General features: G+C 53.0%; 25 protein-coding genes. 10 read left to right on the plus strand and 15 right to left on the minus strand.

Features of this window, described 5'->3' with window-relative positions:
* Positions 1-134 precede the first annotated feature (134 nt).
* Positions 135-1526 carry a cystine/sulfocysteine:cation symporter gene (tcyP, locus tag OGV93_RS20300; RefSeq protein WP_019078417.1) on the plus strand — a complete coding sequence of 464 codons (1392 nt, stop codon included), beginning with the start codon at positions 135-137 and terminating at the stop codon, positions 1524-1526.
* Between the two features lie 66 nt (positions 1527-1592).
* Here tcyP and cedA read toward each other — a convergent pair whose 3' ends face one another.
* Entirely contained in the window at positions 1593-1838 is a 246-nt protein-coding gene (gene cedA, locus OGV93_RS20305; protein ID WP_369707928.1) for a cell division activator CedA, read from the minus strand.
* Between the two features lie 209 nt (positions 1839-2047).
* Between cedA and katE the strand changes: the two genes are divergently transcribed.
* Positions 2048-4306: a catalase HPII gene (katE, locus tag OGV93_RS20310; protein WP_287110072.1), complete on the plus strand. Its 2259-nt coding sequence runs from the start codon at positions 2048-2050 to the stop codon at positions 4304-4306.
* A 36-nt stretch (positions 4307-4342) separates the two neighbouring features.
* Here katE and chbG read toward each other — a convergent pair whose 3' ends face one another.
* The 7 genes from chbG to osmE form a co-directional block, all read right to left on the minus strand.
* Entirely contained in the window at positions 4343-5101 is a 759-nt protein-coding gene (chbG, locus tag OGV93_RS20315; protein WP_019076632.1) for a chitin disaccharide deacetylase, read from the minus strand.
* Positions 5102-5113: 12 nt separating this feature from the next.
* Positions 5114-6469, minus strand: a complete 1356-nt coding sequence (locus tag OGV93_RS20320) for a 6-phospho-beta-glucosidase (protein ID WP_287110073.1) — start codon at positions 6467-6469, stop codon at positions 5114-5116.
* 124 nt (positions 6470-6593) lie between these two features.
* Positions 6594-7436, minus strand: a complete 843-nt coding sequence (chbR, locus tag OGV93_RS20325) for a transcriptional regulator ChbR (protein ID WP_085951046.1) — start codon at positions 7434-7436, stop codon at positions 6594-6596.
* 10 nt (positions 7437-7446) lie between these two features.
* On the minus strand, positions 7447-7794 hold the full coding sequence (chbA, locus tag OGV93_RS20330) for a PTS N,N'-diacetylchitobiose transporter subunit IIA (protein WP_003030618.1): 348 nt from the start codon (positions 7792-7794) through the stop codon (positions 7447-7449).
* A 54-nt stretch (positions 7795-7848) separates the two neighbouring features.
* Complete coding sequence (chbC, locus tag OGV93_RS20335; RefSeq protein WP_003030619.1) at positions 7849-9207, minus strand: PTS N,N'-diacetylchitobiose transporter subunit IIC; 1359 nt, start codon at positions 9205-9207, stop codon at positions 7849-7851.
* Between the two features lie 87 nt (positions 9208-9294).
* The gene (gene chbB / locus OGV93_RS20340) at positions 9295-9615 is read right to left on the minus strand and encodes a PTS N,N'-diacetylchitobiose transporter subunit IIB (RefSeq protein ID WP_003832547.1); all 321 of its coding nucleotides are present in this window, start codon (positions 9613-9615) and stop codon (positions 9295-9297) included.
* 297 nt (positions 9616-9912) lie between these two features.
* On the minus strand, positions 9913-10254 hold the full coding sequence (gene osmE / locus OGV93_RS20345) for an osmotically-inducible lipoprotein OsmE (protein ID WP_003030621.1): 342 nt from the start codon (positions 10252-10254) through the stop codon (positions 9913-9915).
* A gap of 210 nt (positions 10255-10464) precedes the next feature.
* On the opposite strand from osmE, the gene nadE reads away from it, so the two are divergent.
* Together nadE and cho are read left to right on the plus strand one after the other, a co-directional pair.
* On the plus strand, positions 10465-11295 hold the full coding sequence (gene nadE, locus OGV93_RS20350) for an NAD(+) synthase (RefSeq protein ID WP_047498859.1): 831 nt from the start codon (positions 10465-10467) through the stop codon (positions 11293-11295).
* A gap of 106 nt (positions 11296-11401) precedes the next feature.
* On the plus strand, positions 11402-12316 hold the full coding sequence (gene cho, locus OGV93_RS20355; protein WP_131348439.1) for an excinuclease Cho: 915 nt from the start codon (positions 11402-11404) through the stop codon (positions 12314-12316).
* On the opposite strand, the gene ves is transcribed toward cho, so the two are convergent.
* The 7 genes from ves to astC all read right to left on the minus strand — a co-directional run bounded on the left by ves (position 12276) and on the right by astC (position 20062).
* Positions 12276-12851 carry an environmental stress-induced protein Ves gene (ves, locus tag OGV93_RS20360; protein WP_016152850.1) on the minus strand — a complete coding sequence of 192 codons (576 nt, stop codon included), beginning with the start codon at positions 12849-12851 and terminating at the stop codon, positions 12276-12278. The genes cho and ves overlap by 41 nt on opposite strands.
* A gap of 351 nt (positions 12852-13202) precedes the next feature.
* Positions 13203-13688 (minus strand): ATP-independent periplasmic protein-refolding chaperone Spy, encoded by a 486-nt coding sequence (spy, locus tag OGV93_RS20365; RefSeq protein WP_003030629.1) that lies wholly within the window; start codon positions 13686-13688, stop codon positions 13203-13205.
* Positions 13689-14037: 349 nt separating this feature from the next.
* Entirely contained in the window at positions 14038-15003 is a 966-nt protein-coding gene (gene astE, locus OGV93_RS20370; RefSeq protein ID WP_200047785.1) for a succinylglutamate desuccinylase, read from the minus strand.
* Positions 14996-16339 (minus strand): N-succinylarginine dihydrolase, encoded by a 1344-nt coding sequence (astB, locus tag OGV93_RS20375; protein ID WP_153646481.1) that lies wholly within the window; start codon positions 16337-16339, stop codon positions 14996-14998. The genes astE and astB overlap by 8 nt, the downstream gene beginning before the upstream one ends.
* Entirely contained in the window at positions 16336-17814 is a 1479-nt protein-coding gene (gene astD / locus OGV93_RS20380; RefSeq protein ID WP_049040428.1) for a succinylglutamate-semialdehyde dehydrogenase, read from the minus strand. The genes astB and astD overlap by 4 nt, the downstream gene beginning before the upstream one ends.
* Positions 17811-18845, minus strand: coding sequence for an arginine N-succinyltransferase (gene astA, locus OGV93_RS20385; RefSeq protein ID WP_016152846.1), 1035 nt, complete (start codon positions 18843-18845; stop codon positions 17811-17813). The genes astD and astA overlap by 4 nt, the downstream gene beginning before the upstream one ends.
* Positions 18842-20062, minus strand: a complete 1221-nt coding sequence (gene astC / locus OGV93_RS20390; RefSeq protein WP_131348429.1) for a succinylornithine/acetylornithine transaminase — start codon at positions 20060-20062, stop codon at positions 18842-18844. Before astC ends, astA begins: the two co-directional genes overlap by 4 nt.
* A gap of 444 nt (positions 20063-20506) precedes the next feature.
* Here astC and xthA point away from each other — a divergent pair, with 444 nt between their 5' ends.
* The 6 genes from xthA (at position 20507) to OGV93_RS20420 (ending at position 26242) form a co-directional block, all read left to right on the plus strand.
* Positions 20507-21313 (plus strand): exodeoxyribonuclease III, encoded by an 807-nt coding sequence (gene xthA, locus OGV93_RS20395; protein WP_016152844.1) that lies wholly within the window; start codon positions 20507-20509, stop codon positions 21311-21313.
* Between the two features lie 223 nt (positions 21314-21536).
* Positions 21537-22193 (plus strand): TVP38/TMEM64 family protein, encoded by a 657-nt coding sequence (locus OGV93_RS20400; protein WP_287110076.1) that lies wholly within the window; start codon positions 21537-21539, stop codon positions 22191-22193.
* A complete protein-coding gene (locus OGV93_RS20405) occupies positions 22190-22900 on the plus strand; it encodes a TVP38/TMEM64 family protein (protein WP_103283887.1) in 711 nt (236 codons plus the stop codon). The genes OGV93_RS20400 and OGV93_RS20405 overlap by 4 nt, the downstream gene beginning before the upstream one ends.
* A 32-nt stretch (positions 22901-22932) precedes the next feature.
* Positions 22933-24102 carry an ABC transporter substrate-binding protein gene (locus tag OGV93_RS20410; RefSeq protein ID WP_287110078.1) on the plus strand — a complete coding sequence of 390 codons (1170 nt, stop codon included), beginning with the start codon at positions 22933-22935 and terminating at the stop codon, positions 24100-24102.
* On the plus strand, positions 24075-25610 hold the full coding sequence (locus OGV93_RS20415; RefSeq protein ID WP_287110079.1) for an ABC transporter permease family protein: 1536 nt from the start codon (positions 24075-24077) through the stop codon (positions 25608-25610). The genes OGV93_RS20410 and OGV93_RS20415 overlap by 28 nt, the downstream gene beginning before the upstream one ends.
* Positions 25610-26242 carry an ATP-binding cassette domain-containing protein gene (locus tag OGV93_RS20420; RefSeq protein ID WP_287110080.1) on the plus strand — a complete coding sequence of 211 codons (633 nt, stop codon included), beginning with the start codon at positions 25610-25612 and terminating at the stop codon, positions 26240-26242. The genes OGV93_RS20415 and OGV93_RS20420 overlap by 1 nt, the downstream gene beginning before the upstream one ends.
* The last annotated feature ends 37 nt before the right edge of the window (positions 26243-26279 follow it).

The raw sequence follows: 26279 nt of genomic DNA on the forward strand, positions 1-26279 counted from the left end.
AAATCAGCCATAAAGTTATTTTTGGCATAAACAATTCCATTTGAATATAAGAGGCAAGTCACAGTTCTGCTAATCTTGCGCCAACAGAATCACCGTCACACGGTGATACGCATAATAAGATCAGGAGAACGGGGATGAACTATCCATTAATCGCGAACATTATCGTGTTCGTAGTGCTGCTGTTCGTGCTGGCGCAAGCCCGTCACAAGCAGTGGAGTCTGGCAAAAAAAGTACTGGTCGGTCTGGTCATGGGTGTGGTGTTTGGCCTCGCCCTGCACACCATTTATGGTTCCGACAGCCAGGTTCTTAAAGATTCCGTACAGTGGTTCAACATTGTCGGCAACGGTTACGTCCAACTGCTGCAGATGATTGTCATGCCGCTGGTGTTTGCGTCTATTCTCAGCGCCGTTGCGCGTCTGCACAACGCCTCTCAGTTAGGTAAAATCAGCTTCCTGACCATCGGTACGCTGCTGTTTACTACGCTGATTGCCGCGCTGGTAGGGGTTCTGGTGACCAACCTGTTCGGCCTGACCGCAGAAGGTCTGGTGCAAGGTGGGGCCGAAACCGCTCGTCTGAACGCGATTGAAACCAACTATGTTGGCAAAGTAGCTGACCTCAGCGTTCCACAGCTGGTGTTGTCGTTTATCCCGAAAAACCCGTTTGCCGATCTGACCGGAGCTAACCCGACGTCGATTATCAGCGTGGTTATCTTCGCGGCATTCCTCGGTGTTGCCGCACTGAAGCTGCTGAAAGATGATGCGCCGAAAGGCGAGCGCGTGCTGGTCGCTATCGATACCCTGCAAAGCTGGGTGATGAAGCTGGTTCGTTTGGTGATGCAGTTGACACCATACGGTGTTCTGGCGCTGATGACCAAAGTGGTTGCAGGCTCCAACCTGCAGGACATCATCAAGCTGGGTAGCTTTGTCGTGGCCTCTTATCTCGGTCTGGGTATTATGTTCGTGGTACACGGGATCCTGTTGGGTGTTAACGGCGTTAGCCCGCTGAAATACTTCCGCAAGGTGTGGCCGGTGCTGACTTTCGCCTTCACCAGCCGTTCCAGCGCAGCCTCAATTCCGCTGAACGTTGAAGCGCAAACCCGTCGTCTGGGCGTGCCTGAATCCATCGCCTCTTTTGCCGCCTCCTTTGGCGCCACCATTGGCCAGAACGGTTGTGCAGGGCTGTACCCGGCAATGCTGGCAGTAATGGTCGCCCCGACCGTCGGGATCAACCCGCTGGACCCGATGTGGATTGCCACGCTGGTTGGTATCGTAACCGTCAGTTCCGCAGGGGTTGCGGGTGTGGGTGGCGGTGCAACGTTTGCCGCGTTGATCGTCCTGCCAGCTATGGGTCTGCCGGTCACGCTGGTTGCGCTGCTGATTTCCGTTGAGCCGCTGATCGATATGGGTCGTACCGCGCTGAACGTGAGCGGTTCTATGACAGCCGGTACGCTGACCAGCCAATGGCTGAAACAGACCGATAAAACAATTCTGGACAGCGACGATAACGCCGAACTGGCGCATCGCTAAGTCTGTTAGACTGAAAAACAAAAAAAACCGCCGGAGTGTCATGCTCCGGCGGTTTTTTTATATCCATTAATCGCTCAGTTCATTTTCCTGGCGAACCTGATTAGCCCAGCGTTGCGCTGATTCCGGGACCGTAAATGCAGGTGAACGCTGAAACGCCTCCCCTATTAAGACAAAAGCGACATATTTTCCGCGCAGTATCCATACGTCACGAAACGCATCCATTTTAACTGCATGCTCTGGTGGGGCTGGCTCCACGCGAGGAACATAGCTAATTACCGGACGATTTTGTTGGCGAAGAGGTTTCATAATCAGTTGCTTCACTAAAGACTAATTCTAAAAATCAGAAAACGGCTATCTTAGCCGATTTTGCCTCCTGACGTCCTGCCTTGCGTGCGCTGTTTGCCTGGTTCATCGCGCTTTACGCCCTCGGTCAGTTCCTGCACCACTGAGCAAGTGGTCTATAGTTAAAGCTTTTGACGGCAACAACGACCTTTAAGCGATGAAAACAGGAGACGAGTTTAATGTCACAGAATGATAAGCACCCACTCCATCACTCAGCGCCGGTTCATGATGCCAGCGAATCCCAGCCAGGACTTGACTCACTGGCGCCAGCAGACGGTTCACATCGGCCAACACCTGAACCCACACCACCTGGCATGCAGCCCACTACGTCCGGCAGCTTAAAAGCGCCTGACACCAAAAGTGACAAACTCAACGCGCTGGAAAGTTTTCGCAAAGGCAGCGAAGATTTTGCTCTGACAACCAATCAGGGAGTGCGCATCGCGGACGATCAAAACTCTCTGCGCGCAGGAAACCGTGGGCCAACTCTGCTGGAAGACTTTATCCTGCGGGAAAAAATCACCCATTTTGATCACGAACGCATCCCGGAGCGGATCGTACATGCCCGAGGTTCGGCCGCTCATGGTTACTTTCAGCCCTATGCCAGCCTCAGCGCGACGACGAAAGCGGACTTTCTGAGTGATGAAAATAAAATCACCCCGGTTTTTGTCCGTTTCTCTACGGTTCAGGGCGGCGCAGGCTCAGCGGATACGGTCAGAGATATTCGAGGATTTGCGACCAAATTTTATACTGAAGAGGGCGTTTTCGATCTGGTGGGAAACAACACGCCAGTCTTCTTCATTCAGGATGCCCATAAATTCCCGGATTTCGTTCATGCGGTAAAACCGGAGCCGCATTGGGCTATCCCACAGGGTCAAAGCGCCCACGATACCTTTTGGGATTATGTCTCGTTACAGCCAGAAACGTTGCACAACGTTATATGGGCAATGTCCGACCGGGGTATTCCACGCAGCTATCGCACGATGGAAGGCTTTGGCATCCACACGTTCCGGTTGATAAATGCGCAAGGGAAAGCCACCTTTGTCCGTTTTCACTGGAAACCGCTGGCGGGCAAAGCTTCGCTGGTATGGGATGAAGCGCAAAAACTTACCGGTCGTGATCCCGATTTTCATCGCCGCGATCTGTGGGAAGCTATTGAAGCAGGCGATTATCCGGAATACGAACTGGGGCTGCAGCTCATTCCTGAAGAAGACGAATTCAAGTTCGATTTTGACCTGCTCGACCCGACCAAGCTGATCCCGGAAGAGCTGGTTCCGGTGCAACGCGTCGGTAAAATGGTGCTGAATCGTAATCCGGATAATTTCTTCGCCGAAAATGAACAAGTCGCTTTTCATCCCGGACACATCGTCCCTGGTATCGATTTTACCAACGATCCCTTGCTGCAAGGCCGCTTGTTTTCGTATACCGATACCCAGCTCAGTCGCCTGGGCGGGCCCAACTTCCATGAAATCCCGATTAATCGCCCGACCTGCCCGTACCATAATTTCCAGCGTGACGGCATGCATCGTATGGACATCGATACCAACCCTGCCAACTATGAACCAAATTCCATCAATGATAACTGGCCGCGTGAAACGCCGCCGGGGCCAAAACGCGGTGGATTTGAATCGTATCAGGAACGGATTGAAGGAAACAAAATCCGCGAACGTAGCCCCTCTTTTGGCGAATACTATGCGCACCCTCGCCTGTTCTGGCTAAGTCAGACGCCAATTGAACAGCAGCATATTATCGGCGGATTCAGCTTCGAACTCAGCAAAGTTACGCGCCCCTATATTCGGGAAAGAGTGGTCGAACAGTTAGCCCATATTGATACAGCCCTCGCCGAGGCGGTTGCCGATAACCTCGGTTTTGAGCTAACCGAGGAACAGGCCAAAATCGCCCCACCGGCTAACGTCAATGGTTTGAAAAGTGCGCCGTCACTCAGTTTATATGCGGGTGCGCAAGGTGAGATTAAGGGCCGCGTGGTCGCCATTCTACTTAATGACCAGGTGAAATCAGGCGACCTGCTTGCCATCATGCAAGCCTTACAGGCCAAAGGCGTTCACGCCAAACTGCTCTATTCCCGAATGGGTAATGTGGTTGCCGATGATGGTTCCGTCCTGACAATCGCCGGTACCTTTGCGGGTTCACCATCGCTGACCGTCGATGCGGTTATCGTTCCGTGTGGCAATATCGCAGATATCGCTATGAACGGTGATGCCCGATATTACTTACTCGAAGCGTATAAGCACTTAAAACCTATCGCACTGGCTGGCGATGCGCGTCAGTTTAAAGCAACGTTGAATATCAAAAATGAAGGAGAAGAAGGCGTGGTGGAGGCAGACAGTGCAGACGCACAGTTTATGGATACCCTGCTGACGCTAATGACTGCGCACCGCGTCTGGTCACGCGCCGGAAAAATCGACACGATACCAGCCTAAAAAAATGCGGCGCATTATGCGCCGCAAACTCAGGAGTTAGACGTTCAGAAAACTGCCAAGACGATAACCGCGCTCCGCAATAGCATATTTCAGTGACGGAGACGTCAGCACGTCGAGCTCAGTTAAGCGGGGGTAACAGTAGGCACTTTGACGAATAATGTCATCGATAAAGGCCGGATGACACATCACTTCCAGCGAGGACTCTCCCCGGTCTGCTGACGCGTCAAGCGTTTGCAAAAACAGGGCTTCAGAAATCGCTTCGCCATAAAACTCGCTGCTGAATCCCTGGGAAGTCCGTAACGTCTGCGGAAAGTCAGACGCCTGGAATACCGTCTGACGATCGATCCGTAACGCAATCCCCCGTTGGGCAGCAAACCCGGCCACGATAGGGAAAATCTGCGGGAACATATGCACATGGTGATGGCTATCCAGATGCGTTGGCTCCCGCCCGAACAGGTCAATAAAACGCTGATACTGCGCGGCCAGTTCCTGAGAAATTTCATCCAACGGCAAGGTGTCTTCTTCAGCCATCTGCCAGATCCATTTTCCCAGTAACCCGTCACGAGTAAGGCCTGGCATTGCCGTCAACGGCCTGCCCAGCGTCAGAACAAAATGCATCCCAACGGCAAGTTCAGGAATGTCGCGACTCAGCTGTACCGCATGGTCAATGGCTGCGCCATTAACCAGTGCGGTTGTCGAGGTGACCACGCCATTGCGACAGGCTTCAACAATGCCGTAGTTTTGTCCTTTACTCAGGCCAAAATCATCCGCATTTACAATCAGTACGCGTTCCATAGCCGACCTCAGTTAGTGTTGTTCGCTTTTGAGTTTCTCGATACACCCGGCGAAGTTTGGCAGCCATTTTTCATGCGCCAGAATTAGCTCACGCGCCAGAATCTCGGCATCGCTGTCAGAATGCACCAGCGGGCTCAGGTTCAACGCCAGCAGCACATCATTCAGCTCGCCGCTCAGTGCCGCATTGCTCGCCGCGACTTCAAAGCCTTTAATGGTATAGATAAGGCCGAGCACTTTCTCATCAAAATGGGTAATACGTGGGTGCGGCGTGGCGCCGTTGCGTCCCAGTGTACAGGTCATCTCAACCGCCCAGTCCGCCGGGATATTGTCAACATGCCCATGATGTGGAACGTTGACATAGTGCTCGGTCTGTTTGTCGTTGTAGATGGCGTTGATCACTTCACAGGCCGCATCGGAGTAATAGGCTCCACCACGCTGTTCCAGCTCTTTCGGTTTCACGTTCAAATCCGGTTTTTTGTAGAGATCAAACAGTTGTTTCTCCACTTTCTGTACCACCTGAGCGCGAGCGCCGCCCTTATAGTATTCACCCATTTCAATCGCCAGCATCTCTTTTGGCTTGAAGTAATAGAGCAAATATGAGCACGGCAGCAGCTTCAGCGAGCGAATCAACCCTTCACTGAACGGCAGATCGAAGATGTTCTTCACGGTGGAGGCTTTCAGTTGACCTGAAGCCACGCCATCCAACAGTTCATCAAAGCGTGATTTACCATTCACCAGTACGTCTTTAATAAAGACCATATGGTTCAGACCGAACAGATCGATGGATAAGTCATCGCTCTCTTTCAGCGCCAGCACATCGCTAATGAACATTTTCATGCCGACAGGAATATTACATACACCGATGAATTTCTTAAAATTCGTATGGCGATAGACCGCTTCCGTCACCATCCCGGCCGGGTTAGTAAAGTTAATCACCCACGCATTCGGGCACAGTTCTTCCACATCTTTGACAATATCAAAGATAACCGGAATAGTACGCAGACCTTTGAACAGCCCACCAGCGCCGTTGGTTTCCTGCCCCAGATACCCGTGGCTCAGCGGAATGCGTTCATCCTTTTCGCGGGCTTTCAGTTGCCCTACGCGCAACTGGGTGGTAACGAAATCAGCATCTTTCAGCGCTTCACGGCGGTCCAGCGTTTTAAACAACTTCATCGGCACGCCAGCTTTATCGATCATGCGCTGGCAAAGGTCAAAAATAATGTCCAGCTTCTCTTTTCCATCGTCGACATCAACCAGCCACAATTCAGAAACCGGTAATTCATGATAGCGCTTAATAAAGCCTTCAAGTAACTCAGGGGTGTAGCTGCTCCCGCCACCGATAGTGACGACTTTTAATTTCTGGCTCATACTTTCTCCCTTCAGTGTCAAAACACTGACGTGTATTATGCTCAACCCGTTTGTCAGGTATAGCGTGGCTGTCCCGACGCTATTTTGGGCAAGCTATAAAAAATGGGTTATTGGCAAATAATATCTACTGATTAAATTCAGTTAATTTCTTACGATAGCTATTAGGTGTAAATGACGTCAGCTTTTTAAACGTTTTAATAAACAGACTTGGACTACTGTAGCCAGATTCGTAAGCAATATCCGTTACAGAATAGTTAGTCATTTCCAGCTGTTTTTTAGCAAAGTTAATGCGGATTTCATTAATGATCTGCATCGGCGTTTTGCTGTAATAACGCTGGGTTGCGCGGGTCAGATACTCCTGGGATTTCGCGGACAGGTGTACCATGTTTTCCAGCGCATTCTCGCTAAACTGCCGTTTGTCATGCATGGTCTCCACGGTGGTTTTAAGCCACTGCGGAATATCATCCAGCACCTGCTCTTCGCGATGATGGCGCAACCGGTTAATAATATAGAAGGTGACCACTTCTACAAATTCATCCAGTCCGCTCTCGCGAAAGTTTAGTGATGCAATAACCGTTTCAATGTAGGTGAGAAACGAATTATTCGCCCGATAGACCTGCGATGCAACGAAACAAAATGGCAGCAGCGGGTGGTAGTGCTGTTCAAAAAAGCGTTTACTGATACCGACGTTCAGGATCCTTGTCGCCCCAAAATCATAAAAACTCTGGTGGTGCGATCCCAATGGAATAAAAACAAAGTCCCCGCGTTCGAGCAATACGCGTTTACCGTTGATTTCCTGATAATAGCGCCCGGTTAAAACCAGGGTAAATTCGTAGTAGTCATGCTGATGCAGCCCGCTGATGCTCTCAGTTTTGTTATAGATGAACACATGGAAATTTTTGCCATTAAACAGCTGCTGCTCATAGACGGTTTTAATTTCCGGTGCGTTAATCTGTAGCTGCATTATGCACTCCTCGCTATTTCAGCTTTTCGTGAAGCTCAATCAGTTCAGTCACCAGCTCACGCGCCAGCATTGATGTCATCAGGTGGTCCTGAGCATGAACCAGCACCAGGCTAACTTTCATTTTACCTTCGCCCTGATCGCCTTCAATCAGTTTCGTTTGCACGAGGTGCGCTTCATTCAGCGCCAGGCGAGACTGGTCCATCATAGCCTTAGCTGACTCGAAATCGCCTTGCTTGGCCATTTTGAGCGCGCCATACGCCAGGCTACGCGCCTGACCGGAGTTGATGATGAGACCCATCACCACTTCTTCGAGTTCTTCTGCTTCTGACTGCGTGTCGACGATGTTTTCGATATCCAACATACTTTTTTCCTCTGGTTCAGTCCGGCATGACCGTGAAGCCATGCCGGATTAAATTTAGAATTTCAATGCGTTAGCGATATCTTCTTCGCTTTCTTCTTGATCAATAACGTTCTGCGCTTTGTTGGCTACCACCACGAACGGCAGGTAAACCAGCGTGGCGATACCGAGGTTGAACAGCGCGACCAGCAGAGCAGCGACGCTACCGTTGGTGTTAAAGAACGCGCCCAAACCGGTTGGCATGGTCCACGGTGCGATGTTGGTAATCGGTGGAATAATGCCGGAGTAATAAGCTGCCAGCGTAATCGCCGCCAGAATCGGCTGCACCAGAATGAACGGGATAAACATCACCGGGTTCATGATGATCGGCAGACCGAACAGGATAGGTTCGTTAATCTGGAACAGGCCTGACGGCAGTGCCAGTTTAGCAACCTGACGATAATCCGGACGACGCGATGCCAGGAAGATAGCGATAATCAGCCCCAGCGTAGCCCCGCTACCCCCGAGGAAAATATAGGAGTCGAGCATCGGTTTCGCCCAGACGTGGAAGGTCTTTCCGGCTTCCAGCGCGGCGTCTACGGAACCAAACTGTTGGTAAATGGAGATGTTTTCCAGCGCCCATGGCGTCATGATACCGCTGTCCAGCGCGGTCAGCGCCAGTGAACCGTGAATACCGAAGAACCACAGCAGCGGAACAAAAATCACGTAGGCCCAACCCACCACGCTGCCCAGCGATGCCAGCGGAGTTGAAATGGAATCCATGATGATCTGGTGGAAGTTCGTACCCCAGGTGTTCAATGCCCAGGCGATGATCCCCATAATGGAGAGGATAAGGAAGCCAGGAATCAGCGCAGAGAAAGAGCGCGACACGGATGTCGGTACGCTATCAGGTAATTTAATTACCCAATTGCGACGGACCACAAAGGTGAACATTTCCGCGACCGCGAGGCCGATAATAATACCGGAAATAATATTGGCACCGCCGAGCCAGTTCGCGCCAACGGCATAGGCTTCACCCACGCTATATGGCGTTACGGTCATAAACGCGGCGACGGATAACAGCCCGGCAGCCAGAGAGTCGACTTTGCGTTCTTCTGCCAGCGCCATACCGATAAAGAACGGCGCCATCAATGACATGATACCCAGCGTGCCGTTATAGACGTTTCCACCAATGCCTTTCAAACTATTCAGCGTTTCAATAGTTGAAGCATCAAGTCGAATGCCCATTGAATAAAAAAACGACCCCTCCCCAAAGCTCAGGAAAACGTTATTGATTAATACAAACATGGCCCCTGCGAGGGTTAACGGCATTAAACGAATAAAACCGTTTTTGATTGCATTAACGTGTGGCTGCTTTCCAATTTTTACAGCAAAAGGAAGGAGTACCTTTTCAAGTGAAGCAATAGCGTTACTCATAGAAAAATACCCTTAAATACCGCAATTAATAATTGCGGTGAATGTTAATGAAATAACTCTTTGACGGGAAAAATTAAAATAAAATAATTAATTTGCTGCGGCTTTTTTAATTGCTGCAACCGCAGCCTTAAGCACGCCTAAACCATCGACTTTGCCATACAGCAGCGAGTCAATCACTTCCACAGGCTTGTTGGGTAACAAACGCTGAATTTCGGGCAACATATAAGCAATTTGTGGACCTAATAATACAACATCGGCCACTGGACCTTTTTCTCCGGCCAGCGTTTCAGGAAACGCTTCAATAATAACCGGTACTTCGTATTTTTCGGCCTGAGCACGCATCTTCGAAACCAACAATGAAGTCGACATGCCCGCAGAACAAAACAGATAAATGTGTTTCTTTTCCATTAAAACGATCCTCATGTGCGATTATCTGTCACCAGACACTCCGCAAGCCCTAACCTGCATCCATGCTCTGGGTAACTTGCGTCAGCTAAATTACTTTTTTAGGTGGCTGAAATGAGTATACGGGATTGCACCGGCGGATGGTATTTCCTTGACCAACTAAATTGTCTCTCCTTGACCTGGCGTTATGACCCCCCTCACACTTCAGGTAAATAATTCGCGTCAATAATTAAGATCGTGTGACATAAAAAAACCGGCGCAGTGGCCGGTTTTCCCGAGTGCTCAGGCAATAAACAGTTGTTACTTCTTCGCTGCCTGCGGGTCGGTGTCGTACTCTGCGCAGGTCTGGTAGCCAGAGTTAATCACGTGTCCGGTGTCATCTAAAGCAACAAAATAGGTCTCAGCTTTACCATCTCGTTGACCCAGGATGTAGGTCTGACACGTCCCACGCGCATGGATCATACTGACTTCGGAAGACGGTTTACCGGCAATCTGCGCTACCTGTGCCCGGCTCATCCCTTTCTTCACATCTTTCACCACGGGCTGAACAAATTGGTCTTTCGTACGATCGTAGGCCGTACACCCTGCCAGCATAGTCAAAACAGCCGCTGCGCTCAGAATTCCTGTTAGATTCTTGTTCATATTCCGTCCTCTTGTATTTCAGCGTGTTATATAAGCCTGGAGCACAACAACGCATTTTTCAAGCAATCAGAGGATACTTAGGTGGTTTCGGAAAATTCTATTAAAACAAAATGATGCTATATCAGGCTCGCATCCCTTGTCGTTTGGGCCTCAACGCGTTAGCTTTAACACATCATTTTTTTGATCATTTTATTTTTCGGAGGGGGTTAAATGACTCTGCAGCAAGAGATAATCCAGGCGCTTGGCGCAAAACCACACATCGATGCAGAAGAAGAAATTCGCCGCAGCGTGGATTTCCTGAAATCGTATCTGCAGACCTACCCCTTTCTGAAATCGCTGGTGTTGGGAATTAGCGGCGGACAGGACTCAACGCTCGCGGGAAAACTGTGCCAGATGGCTATCACCGAGCTGCGAAAAGAAACGGGTAATGACGCACTGCAGTTTATTGCCGTACGCCTACCGTATGGTGTTCAGGCCGATGAGCAGGACTGCCAGGATGCCATCGCCTTTATTCAACCGGACCGCGTACTGACCGTCAATATTAAGGGCGCGGTGCTGGCCAGCGAGCAGGCCCTGCGTGAAGCGGGTATCGAACTGAGCGATTTTGTGCGTGGCAATGAAAAAGCCCGTGAACGTATGAAGGCACAATACAGTATCGCCGGCATGACCAGCGGGGTTGTCGTGGGTACCGATCATGCTGCAGAAGCCATCACCGGATTTTTCACTAAGTACGGCGATGGCGGTACCGACATTAACCCACTATTTCGTCTGAACAAGCGCCAGGGCAAACAACTGCTCGCCGCGCTGGGGTGCCCGGAGCACTTATATAAGAAAGCACCAACTGCTGACCTCGAGGACGATCGCCCTTCTCTGCCGGATGAAGCCGCACTGGGCGTCACTTACGACAACATCGACGACTATCTGGAAGGAAAAACGCTGGATGCCGACGTCGCAAAAAAAATTGAAGGCTGGTACGTGAAAACTGAGCATAAACGTCGCACCCCGATCACCGTGTTTGATGATTTCTGGAAAAAAGCGTAATCCTTTTCCCTTCAAAATGCCGGGTAGCGCCAGGATTGGCACTATCTGGCATTAGCCTGCTGAATCTCATGCCGCTTTTTTAAGCGTCCTCAAACTGCTATACTGGATGAATAACCAGCATCTGGAGTCAACAGTGGTACAGCGTCAATCAGCCCCTCGTCTGACATTTGAGGCAGCGGCAATCTATGAATATCCCGAGCACCTGCGCCCGTTTTTGAGTGCGCTTCCCACCGCGCCAGGCGTCTATCTGTTTCACAGTGATAGCGACACCATGCCGCTTTATATTGGTAAAAGCGTCAATATTCGCAGCCGTGTGCTGGCGCATCTGCGTACCGCAGACGAAGCGAGTATGCTGCGTCAGGCCAGGCGCATTAGCTGGATTTGTACGGCCGGAGAAATTGGCGCCCTGCTGCTGGAAGCGCGGCTTATCAAAGAACAGCAGCCCCTGTTTAACAAACGGCTGCGACGCAATCGCCAGCTGTGTGCCTTGCAGCTTACCGATCGAACGGTTCAGGTGGTTTATGCACGAGATATTGATTTCTCCCACGCCCCCAATCTGTTTGGCCTGTTTGCCAACCGCCGCGCGGCGCTACAGACGCTGCAAAGCCTCGCCGATGAACAACAGCTGTGCTACGGCCTGTTGGGGCTGGAACCCCTCAGCCACGGGCGCGCCTGTTTTCGCTCCGCGCTTAAACGCTGCGCCGGAGCCTGCTGTGGGAAAGAAAGCCCTGAAGCGCATCATTTGCGTCTGGTAGAAGCCCTGGAAAGAGTGCGCGTAATCTGCTGGCCGTGGAGCAATGCCATTGCGCTGCAGGAAACCCGCGCTGAAATGACGCAGTACCATATCATCAATAACTGGCTGTGGCTGGGAGCCGTTTCAACGCTGGATGAGGCAGCTACACTCGCGCGAATGCCGGCCGGCTTTGATCAAGATGGCTACAAAATTCTCTGCCGGCCAATTCTGTCTGGTCAATATGACATTATTGAACTGAGTCCGGAGAATGCCCCGGCATCCAGTTAATCTCGCTGAACAGCAGTTTCCCCTCGCGCTCCAGCAGTCGTAACGTGTGTTTACCGTCGTGCCAGCTTGCACCCTGATCGACGGTCAACAACTTATCACCCAGTTGCCAGGCTCCGCTGATAACAAACACCACGCCGCCGCGCGAACCAAAGGTCGTAAAGGTGCGATCGGCAACTCTGACTTTTGCCTGGCAGACATCCCGTCGGGTCATGATATTAAAATCCATCGACATCTGCCCTTCCGTCAGCTTCGCTTTTACCACCTTGTCACCGGCAAAGGTAAAAGGCTGATGCTGTTTCAGGGTATGCGTGAAGGTGTTCGGCTCTTCCAGTGTCACTTCTCCGCCTTCCAGCAGGGTAATCACGCGTTCTACGCCGGGAAAAAGAGAAAACTCCCCATTCGCTGCGATGGAGGCGATACTCGCCCGCCAGTGAAAATCTCGTGTTGCTGGCGGAAAACAGCAAATCTCACGCGTTTCTCCCGCACCATTTCGCCACAGATTGACCGGCATTTTGCGGATATCAAAGTATTCCATCATCCCTCCAGAAAGGCGCAGCACGGCAGCCCACCGTAAACAGGCAGCCATAAATCATCATTGTTATGTTCACCCTGCAGATTATTGTTATCGGCAGCAGAGTTGATTTGCCTTAGCGATGAACCCGGTGTTTTGCAAAAAAGAACAACGCGCCCTCCAGGTGGAATTTTCGCGGGCTTCAGGAGAATAACGTGTCACAAGCGCGGTGCAAGAGGCAGCAAAGAAAAAACCGCCGATCCTGCCCACCTCGTTAAACGTGTTGTGGACAAGAGCGGCGGTCTTGAGTTTGGTTTCACACTGTGCGGCAATCAGCACACACAGCGTGAATGATATAGTGTAGACGCTGAACGATTACTCAGCAGCTTGCGGCATTTTACCCTTCTGCGCGGCACGTTCTGTCAGACGCTTCTCAAAATTGGCATTAAACTGCTTTTTCTGTTCCGGGGTCAGAATGTTGTAAATCTTGTTCTGGGTTTCCATGTGCGCCAGCATGTTGGCTTTGCGCTGTTCTTCCATCTTCGCAATCTGCGCTTCCGCTTTCGCTTTATCGAAGCTATCGCTAGCGATGATGTCGTGCATTGCGCGGCGCTCTTCCAGCGGTGGACGTTTCATCTGATCGCGCTGACCTTTCATGATCTCGCGAATCTGCTGTTTCTGCGCATCGGTCAGGTTCAGGTCTTTAAACATCATGTCGTGATGCGGGGCAAACTTACCGTTGTGGTGCATCATTGGTTTGGCATCAGCTGGCGCAGCTGTTGTCGTGTCAGCGGCGTGGGCCAGGTTAGCAGCGCCCAGCGCCAGGGTAGAGGCAACAAACAGAGCAGTCAGTTTACGCATAATTTCTATCCTTTCTTTCAGTTATTTTTACGACACTCATGCGACTCTTATGCAATGTGATGTCGTGTTGACGAGATTAACTTTACCGGCTTAAGCGTCAATTAATCAGAGCAACGGTAAAACAATGAAAGTGTAAAAAACAAACTTTCATCAATTATGGAGAAAAAAAGAATAAATTGCGCAAAGTTGCAATAAAAAATTACAACAGGATGATTTTGAAGGGATTATGAAGAACTATACCTCATCCCTGATTATTAAGAAAGCAATTCACCAGGAATAATCCGTAATAAATAAAAACAGCACGCAAAAATAAGCCCTTAGGGATAAACCAAAAGGGCATATATATTTGTCACAATTTTTCGAGCATCAATCCGGCACGTAAACCACAGGCCACGTTTGGATTTGGAAAAAGAACGTATTCAACATCATGGGTGACGGTAAAACGTTCATCACCGTCCTGCGCCAGCAAGGTGCCCTCTGTAAAAGGGGTAAAGTTGAGCGTCTGGTTATCCATGTGAAGAATGAAATCGTCGCTACGCCGCGTGATTTGCGACACCACGCGGTAACGCAGCGGAGATGTTTCTCCCGGTGACATTCGCTCGCCCTTTAGCAGCTTCGCCAGCGCATCTGCCGTCAGCGCAAACTGAGTCAGATCGTTTTGTCCAAACGGCAGCGCTTTACCCAGTTCCAGCGTGCAGGCCAGCGCGCCAAAATGTTCAGCGCTAAAATGGGTGAACGTGCCGCCAGGTGTCTGATGGAAAACCAGCGCCTCCAGCCCTGCCTCTCCCAGCCATCCCAAAAAATCTTCGTCCCAGGCAACGTTGCGTTGTGGCAACACGCCAAAGCGCAGATGCTGCGAACCGCGAATCGCGGTGTGCAGATCCAGATGCCAGCGGACTGGCTCTTTCGCCCGCGAATAAAAATCCTCCAGACATAGTTCAAGCTGATGGGCTCGGTGCGTTTCTTCACTCGCGGCAAAAATCTGCCAACGGCCGCCAAACATACGGTTCAGGTCGCTATGACAATAACGTTGTCCCGCCGCCAGCGCCTGCGGGTTCCCCAGAATCACCAGCAGCCGCCATGTCAGCGTTAGTTCACCGCTAAACAGCCTGGAGAGAATTGAATCAAGTATCTCTACCGGGGCCGTTTCATTGCCGTGGATCCCCGCAGACAGCACCAGCGAATATTCCGCCGGAGTGTCCGGCGTCAGCTCCAGAATCCCATGACCAATCCACTGCCAGGAAAAGCCGCGAGCTGTGCCCTCGGTTGTCTCGGGGGTTATCCCTGCCAGCGTCTGGGCCAGAAAATTATCCATGGCTGGTCCTCTCCTGCTGGAAGGGATACACAGAGCCGAGGTTGAGCAATTGCGTCAACGTATCCAGCGCTTCACGCCCCTCACGCAACAGCTGCGGGTCGGCAAGGTCGGCGGCGGTAAGACGATCGCGATAGTAACGGTCGACCCAATTATTCAGCGTGTTAAACAGCGTATCGTTCATGATAACCGCCGGATTTACGGCCTGCAGCTCCTGTGGCGTAAGCACCACTCTCAGGCGCAGACATGCCGGACCGCCGCCATTGGACATACTTTCACGCAGATCGAATACCTGCAGGTCATCGATCGGATTGTCTTCCTCGAGCAGATGGTTCAAATACCGCCACACGCCCGCATGCTCCCGACACTCCTGCGGCAGGACCAGCATCATCGAACCGTCATCACGGCTCAGTAACTGGCTGTTAAACAGATAGGTAGTCACCGCATCCTGCACCGACACTTCCGCAGCCGGGACTTCCAGCGGGGTAAAACCTGCCACCTGACTGCGTAACTGCTCGAACAACGCCTGCTGTCTGACAAACGCCAACTGATGACAAAACAGTACCTGGCGATTCGACACCGCAATCACATCGTTATGAAACACGCCAAGATCGATAACGTCCGGGTTTTGCTGGGCAAAAATGCGCTGATGCGGGTTAACTTGATTCAGTCGGGCGACCGCCTCGCTGGCCTCACGGGATTGCCTCGCCGGATAGCGCTTCGGATGGGACGCATTCCCTTCTTCACGACCGTAAACAAACAGCTGTACGCCAGGGTCGCCGTAATCCCCGCCGAGGCGGTTATGGTTTGCCGCACCTTCATCACCGAATAGTGCAACCTGGGGTAACGCACCGTGGACCGTAAAACTATTCTCATCACGGAAAATCGCCCGTAGCAACGCTTCGGTGGTCGGCGCTTCCAGCGAACGGTGAAACTTATTATTCAGATTCGCCACCGTCAGATGCACTTTCCCGTCCAGCGCATCGGCTGAAGGGCAGACCGTTGCCGCATTCGCCACCCACATAGACGATGCGGAGCTGGCGCTGGAGAGCCAGTGAGGCGCCTGACGCGCCACGTTCTCCAGTATCTGTTCGTCGCGGCCGGTAAAGCCCAACTGACGCAGCACCGGAATATACGGCCGCTCATGAGGCGGGATCACCGCCTGGGGAAATCCCGCATCCGCCAGCGCTTTCATCTTTAGCAGACCCTGCTTCGCCGCCAGACGCGGGTTCGATAGCTGAAAACGATGTTTGGTTGAGGCCTCATTACCAAATGACAGCCCCGCATAGTGGTGGGTCAGCCCCACCAGACCATCAAAATTTACCTCACGGGCTTTCATAGCTTATCCTCGCGAGAAAAATCCAGGCCGGGGCTAAGCGTCGTTGGCAGCGTTAAGGCCGGTGATTCCAGACTTGCCATCGGCCAGGCGCAATAATCTGCGGCATACCACGCGCTGGCGCGATGGTTCCCGGAAGCGCCAACGCCGCCAAACGGCGCTGTACTCGCCGCGCCGGTTAACGGCTTATTCCAGTTGACGATCCCGGCCCGCGCCTCGAGCAGCAGTTGATCAAACTGGCTGCGATCGGGGGAAACCAACCCACACGACAATCCAAAGCGGGTGTTGTTCGCCATACGAATTGCGTCATCAAAGCTGTCATAACGCCAGACGCCAAGCAGCGGTCCAAAGACCTCTTCATCGGGTACGTTCGCCGCCCCGGTCAGTTCGATGATCCCAGGGGTGAGCAGTGACGTTCCGGCTTGCACCAGACGTGGCGCTAATAGCGTTCGGCCCCCTAACGATTCCAGACGCTGCCAGGCATCATAGACATGCCGCGCGGCCTGTTCGGAAATCAGCCCGCCAATAAATGGCTGCGGTTCTGCATCCCAGTTGCCGGGCATTAAACGCTGGCTGACGTCCACCAGGCGCGTCAGGAACGCATCCCCCTGCGCGCCTTTTTTAACTAACAGGCGACGGGCGCAGGTACAACGCTGTCCGGCGGTGACAAACGCGGACTGAATAGTCAGATGCACTGCGGCATCAATATCTTCCGGGTTCTCAATAATCAGCGGGTTGTTGCCCCCCATCTCCAGAGCGAGGATTTTTTCCGGCTGGCCGGATAGCTGTCGATGCAGTTGATAACCCGTATTGGCACTGCCGGTAAACAGCAGGCCATCAAGATCGTCCTGCGCGCTCAGCGCCTGTCCCGTATCGCGACCGCCCTGCACCAGGTTCAGCACACCCGGCGGCAATCCCGCCTGCTCCCACAGCTTTGTCACGGCTTCACCGGTCCACGGCGTCAGCTCGCTGGGTTTGAAAATCAATGTGTTGCCTGCCAGCAGTGCCGGAACAATATGACCATTGGGTAAATGGCCAGGGAAGTTATACGGGCCAAAAACCGCCAGCACGCCGTGCGGGCGATGGCGCAACGTCGCTGCGCCATCCGGTAATTCGCTGTGATGCTCTCCGGTACGCGCATGCCAGGCTTTCACGGAGATGGCAATTTTATTGATCATCGCCGTCAGTTCCGTAGCGGCTTCCCAACGGGGTTTGCCGGTTTCCCGGGCGATAATCTGTGTGAGTTCGGCTTTATTGCTTTCCAGCAATGAGGCAAATTTTTCAACAATGGCCTGGCGTGCGCCAAAGGGCTGTTTAGCCCAACTGGCAAAGGCTGCGCGCGCGGCCCGGCACGCCTGCGCTACCTGGGCTGCATCGGCATCATTCCCCTGCCACAGCACATCACCGCTTACGGGATTGGTTTTCACCCGACGCTCACCCAGCCCCGTCACCCAGTCGCCGTTTATCCATAATGTCATGCTGTTTTCTCCTCTGCACAAAGACGCACAAAACGTACATGGTCGCCCGCGTGACATTTCAGGGCGTCCAGTTGCGCCGCCGTCAGCACCAGACGCTGAGTATCCGGGTCGGCACGAACCAACATGACGCGGAAATTTTGATAATTTTCATTGGCAACCAGACAAGCAGGATAGTCGCCCGGCGCAGGCTGCCCTTCAGCCACCTCCACCAGCCTGCTTTTACGGATAGCCCGTACCCGGTCAATATCGCATTCCAGGGTCGGTCCGCCGTCGAAAATATCGACGTAGTTGCGGTAGCGAAATCCTTCTTTCTCCAGCACCGCCCGCGCAGGAGCCGTTTGCGGATGCACCTGACCAATCACGCTTTGCGCTTCGTCAGACAGGAAATGGGTATAAATCGGATGCTTAGGCATCAGTTCAGCAATAAAGGCTTTTTGCCCGGTTCCGCAGAGAAAATCCGCCCGGCTGAACTCCATTGAGAAAAAACGTTTGCCGAGGCTTTGCCAAAACGGAGAGTAGCCGTGCTCATCGATCACGCCGCGCATCTCGGCCACGACCTTCTCATTGAACCGGTCACGAAAGGCCGCCATAAACATAAAGCGCGACTTCGACAACAAATAGCCGTTGCCTTCTTTACGCCAGTCCGGATCGAGAAACAGAGAACAAAGCTCGCTACTGCCCGTGTGATCGTTACTCAGAAACAGCGTCGGCAGCGCGTTATACACGTTCAGCTCTTTCGAGGCGTGCACCAGAGTACCGACCCGGTAGTTGTACCAGGGATCGTTAAGCCCCACCGCCACCTCAATGGCGCAAATCCCCGCCACGGTTCCGCTGGCGCTGTCTTCAAGCACAAACACATATCCCTGCTCACTTTTGGGCAACTCACCGCGCCAGGTTTGTAGCGAACGTTCGATACGCGCCATCAGCGTAGCTTCATTCGCCGGTAGCGAGGTCAACCCGCCGCCGGTCTTACTGGCAAGCTGCATCAGCGCGGTGATATCAGCGCGTTCAATGGGACGAATCACCATCATGATGAACCTCCTGCTTTAATGCGTTCGCAGGCCAGCGCAAAGCGATCCAGTCCGGTGGCGATTTCTTCTTCGCTGACGTTTAACGCTGGCGCAAACCGCACCACATTAGCGCCAGCAATCAGCACCATCACTCCGGCAACCGCCGCTTCTTGCGAGATGAGTTTTGCTTTCCCGGCAAATTCCGCGTTCAGCACACAGCCAATCAGCAGTCCGAGTCCACGAATTTCACTAAACAGTCCAAAACGTTCGTTAATGGCGTTAATACGCTCCACAAACCAGTCGTGACGCTGTTTCACTCCGTTAAGCACTTCCGGCGTGTTAACAATTTCCAGCAGTTTTCCCGCCACCGCAGTGGCCAGCGGGTTTCCGCCATAGGTTGTACCGTGCGTACCGACCGTCATCACACTGGCGCAACGCTCTGTCGCCAGCAGTGCGCCGATGGGGAAACCACCGCCCAGCGCTTTTGCTGTCGTCAGCAGGTCCGGCGTAACGCCGTAGTGCATGTAGGCATACAGTTCGCCGGTACGACCAACTCCGGTCTGAACTTCATCAAAAATCAACAGCGCATTATGGCGATCGCATAATTCACGCAACCCCTGCAAAAAGGCGTTTGTTGCCGGCACTACGCCACCTTCTCCCTGCACCGGCTCCACAATAACCGCACAGGTGTTGTCATCAATCAGTTGACCGGCAGAGTCGAGATCGTTATACACGGCATGGCGGATATCCGGCGGCAGCGGCGCGAAGTCCTGTGAATAGGCGGGCTGTCCTCCGGCGCTGACGGTAAACAGCGTGCGACCATGGAAAGCATTTTTAAACGCCACAATGCCGCTCTTCTGGCTACCAAAACGATCGTGGGCATATTTACGTGCCAGTTTTAATGCCGCTTCGTTAGCTTCTGCGCCAGAGTTACAGAAGAAAATGCGCTCGGCAAAAGTGGCATCAATCAGCTTTTTCGCCAGGCGCAGCACCGGCTCGTTGGTGTAGCCATTTCCCGTATGCCAGAATTTGCTCGCCTGGTCGTTTAATGCCTCGCGCAATGCCGGATGTGCATGACCCAGCGCGTTAACCGCAATGCCTCCCGCGAAATCGATATACTCTTTACCCTGCTGATCCCACAGACGTGAACCTTCGCCACGCACCGGAATAAAAGGGGCCGGAGCGTATACGGGCATCATCCATTCATCAAAATTTTCACGCGTAATTGACAGAGACATAGCGACCTCAACGGTAAATAAAAGGTTATTTATATGTTAATAAATATAGTATTTGCGGTGTAAATGTAGATTGCAGGCTTCGTGCCAGCCAGCGAAAAAAGTGCATAAACGGAGGGCGGTGACGGAATATCAACGAGTTACAACCTGACGATATTCACTGTATGTGCATATAAAGTGAATATGTTTGCGTACCAGATGACTAAACAGAGGAAAAAACGCAATTTTATTCAGTCGCCAAATATAATTCTGGAATTGTGATCGTATACGAAATTTATCGGAAATTATTGCTCTATTCCGACGCTCTACGCGCCAAAACGGTGCAGTTTTTGCTCCATCGTTAACACCATTAGCAATCATTGTTGGAATCAGGTGACAAGAAGCAGTCAGCCTGCAGAAATTCTGCTACCATCCTTGCACTATTCATCTTGCAAAGTGGCAGCGACTATGAAATTTGTCTCTTTTAATATCAACGGCCTGCGTGCCCGTCCCCATCAACTGGCAGCCATTGTCGAAAAACACCAACCGGATGTTATTGGCTTACAGGAGACAAAAGTCCACGACGATATGTTCCCTCTCGAAGAGGTAGCAAAGCTGGGTTATAACGTCTTTTATCACGGTCAGAAAGGCCACTACGGCGTAGCACTATTAACGAAAGAAACGCCGATTGCGGTGCGTCGTGGCTTCCCGGGTGATGACGAAGAAGCGCAGCGTCGTATCATCATGGCGGAAATTCCGTCGCCTCTGGGCAGCATCACGGTGATCAACGGCTATTTCCCGCAGGGCGAAAGCCGTGACCATGAAACCAAGTTCCCGGCCAAAGCCGCATTTTATCAGAACCTACAAAACTACCTGGAGACTGAACTGAAGCGCGACAATCCGGTATTGATCATGGGTGATATGAATATCAGCCCAACCGACCTCGATATCGGTATTGGCGAAGAGAACCGTAAACGCTGGCTGCGTACCGGCAAATGTTCCTTCCTGCCAGAAGAGCGCGAGTGGATGGAACGTCTGCTGGGCTGGGGCCTGGTAGATACCTACCGTCACGCCTGGCCTGAAAAGAACGACCAGTTCTCGTGGTTTGATTACCGCTCAAAAGGCTTTGACGATAACCGTGGCCTGCGTATCGATCTGCTGCTGGCGAGCAAACCGCTGGCGGAGCGCTGCGAAGAAACCGGCATCGACTATGAAATCCGCAGCATGGAAAAGCCGTCCGACCATGCGCCTGTATGGGCTAAATTCCGCGTCTGATCGTCTGCGTATTTTCACTCTCCGGGCCAGGCCCGGAGAGTCTGTTTATTCTGTGCAAAATCAATAAAGCCACGGTAATACATTGTTGCGGCCGGAAATTTATTATATCTTCGCGCGCACTTTTCGCTGACGAAAACGCTACATTGCATTCGGTTTTACAGGAGAACCCCCATGAAAAAGAAGTTCGCATAACGCAGAATACCGGCTGCTAATTGTTGCGGTATTGTTCTGCGTTCTGGCGGGAGTTTTCCATCATTACGGTCTGACCGATCTGATCACCAATTTCCATCATTTACAAGATGTCATCCGCCAAAGCGGCCTGTTCGGCTATACCCTTTATATCCTGCTGTTTATAGTTGCCGCGCTGTGTCTGATCCCTGGCAGCATCCTGGTGATCGTCGGCGGTGTGCTGTTTGGCCCGGTGACAGGGACGCTTATCTCGTTAGTGGCGGCAACTATGGCTTCGGCGCTGTCATTTATGTTGGCTCGCTGGCTTGGCCGGGAATTGCTGCTGAAATACGTTGGCCATACGGCAACGTTTCAGGCTATCGAAACAGGCATTGCCCATAGTGGAGTAGACTTTCTGATCCTGACCCGGCTCGTGCCACTGTTCCCCTATAACATTCAAAACTATGCCTATGGGCTGACGGCCATTCCGTTCTGGTCATTTACTGTGATATCTGCGCTAACCACCTTGCCCGGTATCTTTATCTATACGCTGATGTCGCACGAACTGGCCAGCGAAGGGATTAGCTGGGCATTTATCGGTAAGCTCAGCGTTGCGGGGCTGGCGCTATTCGTCCTCGTTCAGGCCGCCAAAGCCTGGGCGCGACATAAACATGTCGATCCGGCGCTCGGTCACGAGTACGCGGGTAAATGATCAAGATGAATAAAGCGCGGCGGACACGCTATTACCGTATAAGCTTGCTTGCCCTGCTGCTGCTCGCCCTGATGGCGTGGGCGTGGATACCTGGCGTGAGTGATTTTCTTCACGCCAGCCTGGCGGCATTTACCACGCTCGATCAGCATGCTCTTGAGAACTTCATTCGTTCTTACGGAACCCAGGCGGCGGTCGTGTCGTTCTTCCTGATGATCTTACAGGCCATCGTCGCGCCGCTTCCCGCCTTTGTGATCACCTTTGCCAATGCCTCGCTGTTTGGCGCATTTTGGGGCGGCGTTCTGTCCTGGAGCAGCGCGATGGCAGGCGCGGCGCTGTGCTTTTTTATTGCCCGCGTTTTAGGTCGCAGCGCGGTGGAAAAACTGACCGGAAAAACGGTGCTGAACAACATGGACTCTTTTTTCGAGCGCTATGGCAAGCACACAATTCTTGTCTGTCGCCTGTTACCTTTTGTGCCGTTCGACCCGGTAAGCTACGCAGCAGGCCTGACCTCGATTCGTTTTCGCCATTTCTTCATCGCCACCGGCATCGGTCAGTTACCGGCCACTATCGTCTATTCATGGGCTGGTAGCCTGTTAACCGGCGGCACATTTTGGTTTGTTACCGGCCTGTTCATCCTGTTCGCTCTGAGCGTGGTGATTGCCGTGGCCAGAAGCCTTTATCTTGAGCATCAACGGAAAAAGACCTGAGTCTTTCCCCCATTTTTAGCAATGGAGATATTATGCGTTACTGCTTATTGTGCCTGAGTTTGCTGCTCTCTCCGCTGGCGGCTTTCGCCGAGGACGCCAGTTGGCAGCAAATCAAAAATGACGCCCGCGGTCAGACGGTGTGGTTCAACGCCTGGGGTGGCGACAACGCAGTTAACCAGTATCTCGACTGGGTTAGCGGCGAGATGAAAACACACTATGCCATTAACCTGAAAATCGTACGCCTGGCGGATGCCGCCGACGCCGTAAAACGTATCCAGACGGAAGCGGCATCCGGGCGAAAAACCGGTGGCTCGGTCGATTTACTGTGGGTGAACGGCGAAAATTTCCGCACGCTGAAAGAAGCCGGGCTGCTACAGACCCAGTGGGCGCAAACGCTGCCTAACTGGCGCTATGTTGATACCCATAAACCGGTGAATGAAGACTTTTCCATTCCAACGGAGGGGGCTGAATCACCGTGGGGCGGCGCACAGCTTACCTTTATTGCCAGGCACGATCTCACCGCGCAGCCGCCGCAATCCCCGCAGGCACTGCTTGAGTTTGCCCAGGCGCACCCTGGCACGGTGACCTATCCGCGACCGCCAGACTTTACCGGAACGGCTTTTCTTGAGCAGTTGTTAATTTCGCTCACCAACAAGCCGCAAGCGCTGAAAATAGCGCCAGATGCGTCCACATTCGCCGATGTTACCGCTCCATTGTGGCATTATCTTGATGCTTTACATCCTGCCCTGTGGCGCGAAGGTAAAGATTTTCCGCCCACGCCAGCGCGAATGGATGCGCTGCTCAACGGTGGCACCCTGCGTTTATCAATGACCTTTAATCCTGCCCACGCGCAGCAAAAAGTGGCCAGCGGTGAATTACCCAAAAGCAGCTATAGTTTTGGTTTCTCACAGGGCATGCTCGGCAACGTGCATTTTGTCACCATTCCAGCGAATGCGCGCGCCAGCGCCGGAGCGAAAGTCGTGGCAAATTTCCTGCTTTCACCCGAAGCGCAGCTGCGTAAAGCCGACCCGTCTGTCTGGGGAGATCCTTCGGTGCTTGATCCACAAAAATTGCCTGTCGACCAGCGTAATGCGCTGCTGGCGCGGATCCCACAAGGGCTCCCTGCCGTACTGCCAGAACCGCATGCTGCATGGGTAAACGCTCTGGAACAAGAATGGCTACGCCGCTACGGTACACATTAATTCTGCTACTCTGGGCCATCATGGCGGGCGTTTATCTGCCGCTGGCGCCAGCGGCTTTTTCTCTGATAACGCCGGCGCTGAGTACCAGAAACTGGCTGGCGCTATTTAGCGATCCTCAACTCCCGCAGGCGTTACTGGCAACGCTGGTTTCCGTAAGCCTCGCGGCTGGCGGCGCGCTGATCATCGCCCTGCTGGCGATCCTCGCCTTATGGCCCGGCGCAGGCTGGGCGCGTCTGTGCACGCGTCTTCCGTGGCTGCTGGCGATTCCGCACGTTGCCTTCGCCACCAGCGTGCTGTTGGTTTTTGCCGAAGGCGGCATGCTCTGGCAATGGCTCCCGTTTCACAGCTCCCAGCCTGACCGCTACGGCATTGGGCTTGGCGTGACGCTGGCGGTAAAAGAGAGTGCCTTTTTGTTATGGATCCTCTCAGCTCTGCTGAGTGAAAAACAGCTTTCGCAGCAGGTTATCGTCCTGGATTCGCTGGGTTACAGCCGACTGCAATGCCTGAACTGGCTGGTTCTGCCCTCTCTCGCCCCCGCGTTAGGCAAAGCCATGCTGGCGATTGTCGCCTGGTCGCTCTCGGTAGTGGATGTAGCAATCGTCCTTGGTCCCGGAAACCCACCAACGCTTGCCGTGTTGAGCTGGCAATGGCTCAGTCAGGGCGATGCCGAGCAACAGGCTAAAGGAGCACTCGCCAGCCTGCTGCTGGTACTGCTGCTACTCATCATCGCGCTGGCGGGGTATCTGCTCTGGCGCGCCTGGCAACGCACTATTCCCGCAGTAAACGGGGAACGCCTGCGTTTTTCATCCTGTACAATCGGACGTTCGCTGGTACAACTTTTGCCCTTTGGCGGTGTGGTGTGCGCGCTGGTTCTGGCGCTGATCGCCAGCTATTCGTCGCTAAATAGCGAGGCGCTCAGCACTAGCCTGCAACTGGGGCTTCTCTCCAGCGTGCTGGCGCTGCTGATACTTTTTGCCTGGCTGGAATGGGGTCCACAAACCGGACACCGTTGGGTCTGGCTACCGCTCATTTTGCCTGCGCTGCCGCTGGTGACTGGACAGTATCTGTTGGCGTTATATGCCGGACAGGATGGGCTGATGATAACCATTGTCTGGGGACACCTGCTGTGGGTGATGCCATGGATGCTGTTTGTGCTCAAACCGGCGTGGCAACGCATTGACCCACGATTGATTTTGATTGCGCAAACGCTGGGTTGGACCCGGGGCCGCATATTCTGGCAAGTAAAATGTCCGCAGCTGGCGCGCCCGGCGCTGGTTGCCTTCGCGGTAGGGTTCTCAGTCAGTATCGCCCAGTATATGCCGACGCTGTGGTTAGGCGCCGGGCGCTATCCCACGCTGACCACCGAAGCGGTGGCATTAAGCAGCGGCGGCAGCACCGCCATTCTGGCAACCCAGGCGCTATGGCAGCTTCTGTTACCGCTTATAATTTTCGCACTGGCGGCGTTTCTCGCTGCGTGGATTGGCCGCTTTCGACAAGGACTCCGCTAATGCTCATTGTACAAGGCGTTTCGTTATACCAGGGTACGACGGCGCTACTGAAGGACGTTAATTTCCAGGTTAATAAAAGTGACATTGTCACCATTATGGGGCCTTCCGGCAGCGGTAAGTCTTCGCTATTTTCGTGGATGATCGGGGCGTTGTCTCCTCAGTTTCAGGCGTCAGGCGAACTGTGGCTCAACGAACAGCGCGTAGACACACTGCCTACTGCGCAGCGCCAGATTGGCATTCTGTTTCAGGATGCGCTGCTGTTTGACCATTTCAGCGTTGGGCAGAATTTACTGCTGGCCTTACCCGCCAGCGTGCAAGGTCCCGCCAGACGCCATGCGGTGGAAAGCGCCCTCGCACGCGCGGGCCTGGCAGGATTTTATTCACGCGATCCGGCTTCGCTCTCCGGCGGGCAACGCTCGCGTGTCGCCCTGCTTCGCGCGCTACTGACACAACCCCAGGCGCTGTTACTCGATGAACCCTTTAGCCGGCTGGATGCGTCGCTGCGCGATACCTTTCGCCAGTGGGTCTTCACCGAGGTACGTAAACTGGGTATTCCGGTGGTACAGGTTACCCACGATGCGCAGGACGTTCCGCCAGCAGGTCACGTATTACAGATGGAAAACTGGGCGTGAATGTGGCGATATGCTGCGTTAACGCAAGGTTTTTACT

Source organism: Citrobacter sp. Cb031, assembly GCF_030336725.1.
Classification (GTDB): Bacteria; Pseudomonadota; Gammaproteobacteria; order Enterobacterales; family Enterobacteriaceae; genus Citrobacter; species Citrobacter braakii.

Bases quoted from the DNA above. Each gene is read 5' to 3' on its own strand.
- tcyP (WP_019078417.1), top strand. From the start codon at position 135: ATGAACTATCCATTAATCGCGAACATTATCGTGTTCGTAGTGCTGCTG.
- katE (WP_287110072.1), top strand. From the start codon at position 2,048: ATGTCACAGAATGATAAGCACCCACTCCATCACTCAGCGCCGGTTCAT.
- chbG (WP_019076632.1), bottom strand. From the start codon at position 5,101: ATGGAACGCGTACTGATTGTAAATGCGGATGATTTTGGCCTGAGTAAA.
- OGV93_RS20320 (WP_287110073.1), bottom strand. From the start codon at position 6,469: ATGAGCCAGAAATTAAAAGTCGTCACTATCGGTGGCGGGAGCAGCTAC.
- chbA (WP_003030618.1), bottom strand. From the start codon at position 7,794: ATGTTGGATATCGAAAACATCGTCGACACGCAGTCAGAAGCAGAAGAA.
- chbC (WP_003030619.1), bottom strand. From the start codon at position 9,207: ATGAGTAACGCTATTGCTTCACTTGAAAAGGTACTCCTTCCTTTTGCT.
- chbB (WP_003832547.1), bottom strand. From the start codon at position 9,615: ATGGAAAAGAAACACATTTATCTGTTTTGTTCTGCGGGCATGTCGACT.
- osmE (WP_003030621.1), bottom strand. From the start codon at position 10,254: ATGAACAAGAATCTAACAGGAATTCTGAGCGCAGCGGCTGTTTTGACT.
- nadE (WP_047498859.1), top strand. From the start codon at position 10,465: ATGACTCTGCAGCAAGAGATAATCCAGGCGCTTGGCGCAAAACCACAC.
- cho (WP_131348439.1), top strand. From the start codon at position 11,402: ATGAATAACCAGCATCTGGAGTCAACAGTGGTACAGCGTCAATCAGCC.
- ves (WP_016152850.1), bottom strand. From the start codon at position 12,851: ATGGAATACTTTGATATCCGCAAAATGCCGGTCAATCTGTGGCGAAAT.
- spy (WP_003030629.1), bottom strand. From the start codon at position 13,688: ATGCGTAAACTGACTGCTCTGTTTGTTGCCTCTACCCTGGCGCTGGGC.
- astE (WP_200047785.1), bottom strand. From the start codon at position 15,003: ATGGATAATTTTCTGGCCCAGACGCTGGCAGGGATAACCCCCGAGACA.
- astB (WP_153646481.1), bottom strand. From the start codon at position 16,339: ATGAAAGCCCGTGAGGTAAATTTTGATGGTCTGGTGGGGCTGACCCAC.
- astD (WP_049040428.1), bottom strand. From the start codon at position 17,814: ATGACATTATGGATAAACGGCGACTGGGTGACGGGGCTGGGTGAGCGT.
- astA (WP_016152846.1), bottom strand. From the start codon at position 18,845: ATGATGGTGATTCGTCCCATTGAACGCGCTGATATCACCGCGCTGATG.
- astC (WP_131348429.1), bottom strand. From the start codon at position 20,062: ATGTCTCTGTCAATTACGCGTGAAAATTTTGATGAATGGATGATGCCC.
- xthA (WP_016152844.1), top strand. From the start codon at position 20,507: ATGAAATTTGTCTCTTTTAATATCAACGGCCTGCGTGCCCGTCCCCAT.
- OGV93_RS20405 (WP_103283887.1), top strand. From the start codon at position 22,190: ATGATCAAGATGAATAAAGCGCGGCGGACACGCTATTACCGTATAAGC.
- OGV93_RS20410 (WP_287110078.1), top strand. From the start codon at position 22,933: ATGCGTTACTGCTTATTGTGCCTGAGTTTGCTGCTCTCTCCGCTGGCG.
- OGV93_RS20415 (WP_287110079.1), top strand. From the start codon at position 24,075: ATGGCTACGCCGCTACGGTACACATTAATTCTGCTACTCTGGGCCATC.
- OGV93_RS20420 (WP_287110080.1), top strand. From the start codon at position 25,610: ATGCTCATTGTACAAGGCGTTTCGTTATACCAGGGTACGACGGCGCTA.